A 6397-nucleotide genomic window follows, 5' to 3' on the forward strand; every position below is an offset into this window, starting at 1 on the left:
CACCGTCATCTGATTCCAAAGCAGAGGCTGAACCGCCAGCGAAAGCACGTCAGGGCAAAGCCATTGCAAGCCCGGCAGTACGCCGTATGGCACGTGAGAACGATATTAATATTGCGGAAGTATCGGGTTCAGGTAAAAAAGGCCGGGTTCTGAAGCAAGATATTGAAGCCTTTAAGTCAGGTGACCAGAAAGCGCAGACAACAACTGATAGTCAGCCGTCACAAAAAACGGCTACTACTGGTGGTACTCGTACCGAGGCTATCCGCGGTGTGAAAGCGGCTATGGCTAAGCAAATGATGAGTTCGGTCAGCACCATTCCTCATTTCACTTACGCGGATGAGTTTGATGTTACTGAGCTAATCGCATTGCGTGAAAAGCTGAAAGAGCAGTACAAAGAGAAAGGCATTCGTTTAACTGTAATGCCATTCTTCATTAAAGCTCTTTCGCTGGCACTGAAAGAATTCCCGGTGATGAACGCACAGGTGAATGAAGACTGTACAGAGATCACTTACTTTGATGACCACAACATTGGCATGGCCGTTGATACCAAAATTGGCCTGTTAGTACCTAACGTCAAACAGGTACAAAACAAGAGCATTATTGATGTAGCCAATGAAGTCACTCGTCTGACTCAGGCATCGCGTGAAGGCAAGTTGCCGCAAGCCGATATGAAAGGCGGTACTATCAGTATTTCAAACATTGGTGTTATTGGCGGTACGGTGGCAACACCTATTATCAATAAGCCGGAAGCCGCGATTGTCGCTTTAGGTAAGGTGCAGGAACTGCCGCGCTTTGATGCCAACGGTAACGTGGTTGCCCGTAAGATAATGACGGTAAGCTGGTCAGGCGACCACCGGATTATCGATGGTGGTACCATTGCCCGTTTCAACAAACTCTGGCAGGAATACCTCGAAGACCCAACCAGCATGCTGGTAAACATGGTCTGAGATAAAGACTGGGCCAGAAACAAAGAGTTAGGCTAAGTTAAGAAACACGCCGTGAACCCGTCCATGGGGGCTTGGGTGACGCCATCCTTGGCGTCACACAGTTTCTTAACTTACACCTAACTCTTTTTTGTTTCTGACTCCCTACCTCTTATCTAGGTTTGTTTAATAAGGTTAAGGCTCCTACGGATAGTGTGCGTAGTGCCGGAAGTTAAGACCCTCTGATACAGGAGTGTCGAAGGCCATGGATGGCCTTCGTCAAGCTCTCATGGATGAGCTCGCTGCGTCTCCTGTATCAGAGAGTTTTGACTTCCAGCGGAGCGCAATGTCCGTAGGAGCCTTAACACTTCCTTTCCCCTTATTTTCTTATAGCTGTGCTATGGTTTTCTTATCTGAGACGTATTGAGAGCCAGCATGTTTGAAATTATTTATCTTTCCTTGGCGGTATTACTGTTGGTGCTTACCCTGGTGCCTTTGTCCCGGTCACAAGTCTGGTGGATACGTGGGTTAGATTTTCCGCGTTTGCAGCTGTCGGTGTTATTAGCAACCTTACTGGTTGTGGGTCTGGTTGTTATTCGTGACTGGACGTCTGTTACTGCTATTGCTTCGGGGCTCCTCATTGGTTGTTTAGTTTGTCAGCTGTGGTGGGTTGTGCCTTATACGTTCTTCTTTCCTAAGGAAGTTGAGGCTGTCCGGGTGGGTAGTCATTACGAGCGTTTACGTATTATGACGGCCAATGTTCTTACCCCTAACCATAATAGTGATGGTTTAATTAAGCTTGTTCATGATTTTACGCCAGATGTACTGGTCACGCTTGAGTCGGATGACTGGTGGCAGGAACGGTTAGATGTAATTGAAAAGGATTATCCGTATACGGTAAAGGTACCTCTGGACAACCTCTATGGCATGCATGTGTATTCTCGTTATGTTTTGTCTGACGTTAATGTCGAGTATTTGGTAGAAGATGACAAACCTTCAATACATTGTTTTATCGAACTGCCTTGCGGACAGAGAGTAAAAGCGCATTTTGTGCATCCGGCGCCACCGAGTCCTTCTGAGAATGAAGAGTCGGAGGAGCGGGATGCCGAATTGGTGCTGGTTGCTCGTAGGGTAGAGCCGGAGAAATACCCAACCATAGTCACCGGAGACTTGAACGACGTTGCCTGGTCACGTACCACGCTTCTTTTCAGAAAAATCAGCAGCTTGTTAGACCCTCGAATTGGGCGCGGTATGTTCAATACCTTTCATGCGGAATATTGGTTTGCACGCTGGCCACTCGACCATATATTCCACAGCCACCATTTTGCTTTGGTCTCAATGACGCGTTTACCGGGCTTTGGGTCCGATCACTTTCCGTTACTGACGGAGCTTGCTTTGGCACCGGGAGAGAACGGTGTGGATGACGGCCCTTCACCAGATGAAGAGGACAAAGAAGCCGCCGATGAGATTGTGAACAAGGCTATGGCTTAAGCTTACGCCGAAAGTGAATACGTTGAACTAACAGCCCGAAGATAATCAGCATAAGGCCAATAAGGGTACTTGGATAAATGGTTTCGCCAATCACTACTGAGAGCAGCAACAGTGAGATAAAAGGCGAAATAAAAATTAGGTTACTGATAAGCGTCGTATTGGTGGCTGTCTTCATGGCTTTTAACCAGAATAAAAAGGTTATTCCCATTTCAAATAATCCCACATAGCTTACTGCGGCCCAGCCTTGCCAGGGTATTGCAGACCAGTCACTCCAGATAAAACTAGCGACAATGAGTATGGGTAAAGCCAGGCCGAAGGAAAGCACTAAGCTCACGACGGAGTCGGCGTTGCGGCGTGTATTCAGGATCCAGTAACCAGCCCACAAGAAAGTGGAAATTAACGCCAGTGTAACGCCCCAGGGGTCACTGAAGCTAAGAGCCAGCACATTACCTCGTGTGGCAATAACCAAAACGCCAAAATAACCTAAGGCGCAGGCAACCCAGTCGCGCCGGCGTATGCTTTGTTTTAAAAACAGCGCGGCCATAATACTAAGGGCAATGGCCCAGGTGTAATTAAGTGGCTGGGCTTCGGAAGCCGGCAATAGTTTATAAGCCTGAAAAAGCACCAGGTAGTAAATTAGTGGATTAATAAGCCCCATCAGCAGGTAATACAGAGGCATTTTACGCAGCTCAAGTATCAGCTCAGAGGTCTTTTTCTGAATAAAGCAGACCAGCGCTAGAATGACAAAAGATACCGTACTGGCGGCCGTGACCATCTGCAGTGGTGTCATGTACTGAAGAGTTATTTTAAATGCAGTAGCGACCGTTGACCATAACAGTACGGCGATGATCGCATAAACAAAAGCTTGTTTATCAGCGGCTATGGTGTGATGGCATGGTGTCCCCTTAACTCATACGTCGATGAGCACTGCAGCTTGTTGATGTTCAATCCAGACCAGCGCATTCTGCTGGTACTCTCGTGCCAGGTCAATGGCTGTTTCCTGACTGAGTCCTAAAATCATAAAGCTGGCTTCCGGCGGCCATTGTTGGTCGCGGTCCTGTCCTGCACCAGGAAAGCAGTAAAATTGGCTTAATTTCTCTAAATGAGTGGCTAATTGTTTGTTTCTGCGTTTATTTTCGTCATCTGTGAGAAGTTGGCTTTGCGGGTTACAGGCGGTGATAAAAGCACCCGTAGTGCAGCCGAAACGTTCACATAAGCGGTCAAAGTCATTATTCTTCCGCCCTATATTCAGAGTGATTGTCTTGTCATCAACTGTGAACCAGTAATCTGTATTCTTATAATGGCTTAGCAGTTCTTTATCCATGTTTTGACCGGAGTATCAATGTTGATTAGAGTACATTGTAAGAGTTTAGCCTTAATCGCGAAGAGGTTCTATGAACCCCAGTATTAGTGTGATCACCTTAGGCGTTGATGATTTGAAACGTTCGTTGGCGTTTTATCAGGACGGCCTGGGTTGGGAAACCGACGGCATTATAGGTGAAGAGTTTGAGCATGGTGCCGTGGTGTTCTTTAAATTACCCAGTGGGCTCAGATTGGCGTTATGGCCACGTAAAAGTATTGCGGCAGAAATGGGCGTTGATGTCGCTCGTGCGGCTAATGAAGTTCTGCTGAGCCATAATGTCAGTTCCCGGAGTGCGGTTGATGAAGTTATGGTGGAAGCGGAACGAGCAGGAGCTGAGATTATTAAACCCGCGAAAGACTTATTCTGGGGCGGCTACGGGGGCTTTTTTAAAGACCCGGATGGGCATATTTGGGAAATTACCTGGAACCCTGCCTGGAATTAAAACCGGTAAGCGAACTCACCGGTTAGCCAACATTTTTCTGAGTAAACCCGGGAAGAATCGCTGTAGTAGCGGTGCTACTTTGCTCATGCCTTTGCCGCTAATGACTTCCGCTTTATTGCTTTCAATAGCGCGGATAATATCGGCGGCGCATTGCTCAGGACTGATGCCGCTGGCGTTGTCCTGGTCTTCTTTACCTCTTAAAGAGCCGTCTCCGGTCAACGCGTTGTGCGCTATTTGTGTGCGTACAAAGCCGGGAAGTACCGTTGTGCAACGCACATTGTGCTCGGCCATTTCCGCTCGCAGGCAGTCCATATAGCCAATGACTGCGAACTTAGCGCCTGAATAACCGCTGCGTAGTTTGGTTCCAACTTTGCCTGCCACACTAGAAACGGTGACAATATGGCCATTACGGCGCTTTACCATTTCAGCTAATACCACCTGGTTTAACGCCACTACCGAGAAGTAATCGACCTCCATCAGCGTTCTGTATACAGTGAGATCAGTTTCCATAGCCGGGCTGCGCTGAGAAACACCGGCGTTATTAATAAGTATATCGACCGGTGTATTTCTCAATGCCGCAGACGCTGTTTCTTTGGCTTTCTCAGGCTGGCTTAAGTCCAGAGCTAATACCTGATGCTGTTCGCTGTTTGGAAGGCTCTGTCGTAACTCTTCCAATTGTTGCTCACGGCGTGAGGTTAAAATAAGTCTGGCACCCTGATTGGCTAACTGACGTGCCAAAGCCAGACCGATGCCCGAAGAAGCACCGGTTAGCCAGACTGTTTTATTGTTAACAGAGGTCATGAGTTTAGCCCGCCGGGTAAACGTAGTTAGCCTGAATACCGAGTGGGAACCCAAGTGTCCAATATAAAATCAGGAACGCTGACCACAAAATCAACAGAGCGATAGTGTATGGCAGCATCATCGCAACCAATGTGCCAATGCCGGTGCCTTTTACGTAACGTTGGCAGTAAAGCACAACCAGCGGGAAGTAGGGCAGCAGCGGAGTAATGATATTACTGGATGAATCACCGACACGATAAGCAGCCTGAGTTAAATCCGGTGAGTAACCCAGCTGCATTAGCATGGGCACAAAAATAGGTGATATCAAAGCCCATTTCGCTGAAGCTGAACCCACAAATAGGTTGATAAAGGCTACCAGAATGACGATGCCGACCATGGTAACTCCACCGGACAGCTCCAGGCTGGCCAAGAAGTTCGCGCCTTTAACGGAAATTAGCGTACCGAGCTGAGAGTCACCGAAGGCTTTAATAAATAAGGCACAGAAGAACGCCATGACCATATAGTAAGCCATACCTTCCATCGACTTGGTCATTGCGCCGATAACGTCCTGCGAGTTGGTAAAGTTACCGGAAACGTAGCCATGAACAATGCCCGGAATAATAAACAGCAGGAAAATAAGCGGAACAATCATGCCCATAAGAGGGGCTGAGTAGGATGCCAATTCACCCGTTGCCGGGTCAGCTAATGGTGTATTTTCAGCCGTTGCGGAAAAATACAATAGGGCCAAACCTACTGCCATGGTGATTACGCCAGCGTAAAACGCTTTGCGGTCACGCGGGGAAACATCATCCAGTGCAGGCATGTCATCGGCATCACCGTCAATTTCGGCACCGCGTAAACGAGGTTCAACCACCTTATCGGTCAGGAACCAGCCAATAGCGACAACGATAACTGACGAAGCGGCGGTAAAGTAATAGTTGTTTAATGGGTTTAACTGCATATCCGCATCAATAATTTGTGCGGCACTTTCAGTAAAACCTTGTAGCAACGGGTCTATAGCGGAAGGAACAAAGTTGGCACTGAAGCCACCGGAAACACCAGCGAAAGCGGCGGCGATACCGGCCAATGGATGTCTACCAGCAGCGTAAAAAATAACACCACCCAAAGGAATAACCAGCACATAGCCGGCATCAACGGCGGTATGGCTGACAATAGCAACCAGAATCAGCACTGGCGTCAGCAACATTTTGGGCGTGACGTTCAGCATTAACTTAATGGCGACATTAATAAAACCTGAGCGCTCGGCTACACCGACACCTAACATGGCAACCAGCACAACACCTAAAGGCGCAAAGCCCATAAAGGTGTCAACCATATTGGCAAGGAATGCGGCCATTTCGGTACCACTTAATAGGGGGTATACGGATTTAATGGTTG

Annotated in this window: 7 protein-coding genes; 3 read left to right on the forward strand and 4 right to left on the reverse strand. The window is 47.9% G+C overall.

What is annotated here, in order from left to right; all coding sequences use genetic code 11:
* On the forward strand, positions 1 to 947 hold a 947-nt coding region (locus tag B3180_RS00280; protein WP_286842182.1), incomplete at its 5' end, for a 2-oxo acid dehydrogenase subunit E2.
* Between the two features lie 411 nt (positions 948 to 1358).
* On the forward strand, positions 1359 to 2414 hold the full coding sequence (locus B3180_RS00285; protein WP_278358774.1) for an endonuclease/exonuclease/phosphatase family protein: 1056 nt from the start codon (positions 1359 to 1361) through the stop codon (positions 2412 to 2414).
* On the opposite strand, the gene B3180_RS00290 is transcribed toward B3180_RS00285, so the two are convergent.
* Both B3180_RS00290 and B3180_RS00295 read right to left on the reverse strand, forming a co-directional pair.
* Positions 2404 to 3297, reverse strand: coding sequence for a DMT family transporter (locus tag B3180_RS00290; RefSeq protein WP_339616996.1), 894 nt, complete (start codon positions 3295 to 3297; stop codon positions 2404 to 2406). The two genes, B3180_RS00285 and B3180_RS00290, sit on opposite strands and share 11 nt — an antisense overlap.
* A 27-nt stretch (positions 3298 to 3324) precedes the next feature.
* Positions 3325 to 3738, reverse strand: a complete 414-nt coding sequence (locus tag B3180_RS00295) for a DUF3293 domain-containing protein (protein WP_278358773.1) — start codon at positions 3736 to 3738, stop codon at positions 3325 to 3327.
* A gap of 70 nt (positions 3739 to 3808) precedes the next feature.
* On the opposite strand from B3180_RS00295, the gene B3180_RS00300 reads away from it, so the two are divergent.
* The gene (locus B3180_RS00300) at positions 3809 to 4219 is read left to right on the forward strand and encodes a VOC family protein (RefSeq protein WP_273022942.1); all 411 of its coding nucleotides are present in this window, start codon (positions 3809 to 3811) and stop codon (positions 4217 to 4219) included.
* A gap of 15 nt (positions 4220 to 4234) precedes the next feature.
* On the opposite strand, the gene B3180_RS00305 is transcribed toward B3180_RS00300, so the two are convergent.
* On the reverse strand, positions 4235 to 5020 hold the full coding sequence (locus B3180_RS00305; RefSeq protein WP_278358772.1) for an SDR family oxidoreductase: 786 nt from the start codon (positions 5018 to 5020) through the stop codon (positions 4235 to 4237).
* 4 nt (positions 5021 to 5024) lie between these two features.
* Positions 5025 to 6397, reverse strand: a 1373-nt coding sequence (locus B3180_RS00310) for an AbgT family transporter (RefSeq protein WP_286842191.1), incomplete at its 5' end; no start/stop codon positions are given.

This window comes from Idiomarina sp. UBA4206, from assembly GCF_002383015.1.
GTDB classification, from domain to species: domain Bacteria; phylum Pseudomonadota; class Gammaproteobacteria; order Enterobacterales; family Alteromonadaceae; genus Idiomarina; species Idiomarina abyssalis.

Excerpts from the sequence above, each read along its gene's own strand:
- B3180_RS00285 (WP_278358774.1), top strand. The coding sequence starts at position 1,359 with ATGTTTGAAATTATTTATCTTTCCTTGGCGGTATTACTGTTGGTGCTT.
- B3180_RS00295 (WP_278358773.1), bottom strand. The coding sequence starts at position 3,738 with ATGGATAAAGAACTGCTAAGCCATTATAAGAATACAGATTACTGGTTC.
- B3180_RS00300 (WP_273022942.1), top strand. The coding sequence starts at position 3,809 with ATGAACCCCAGTATTAGTGTGATCACCTTAGGCGTTGATGATTTGAAA.
- B3180_RS00305 (WP_278358772.1), bottom strand. The coding sequence starts at position 5,020 with ATGACCTCTGTTAACAATAAAACAGTCTGGCTAACCGGTGCTTCTTCG.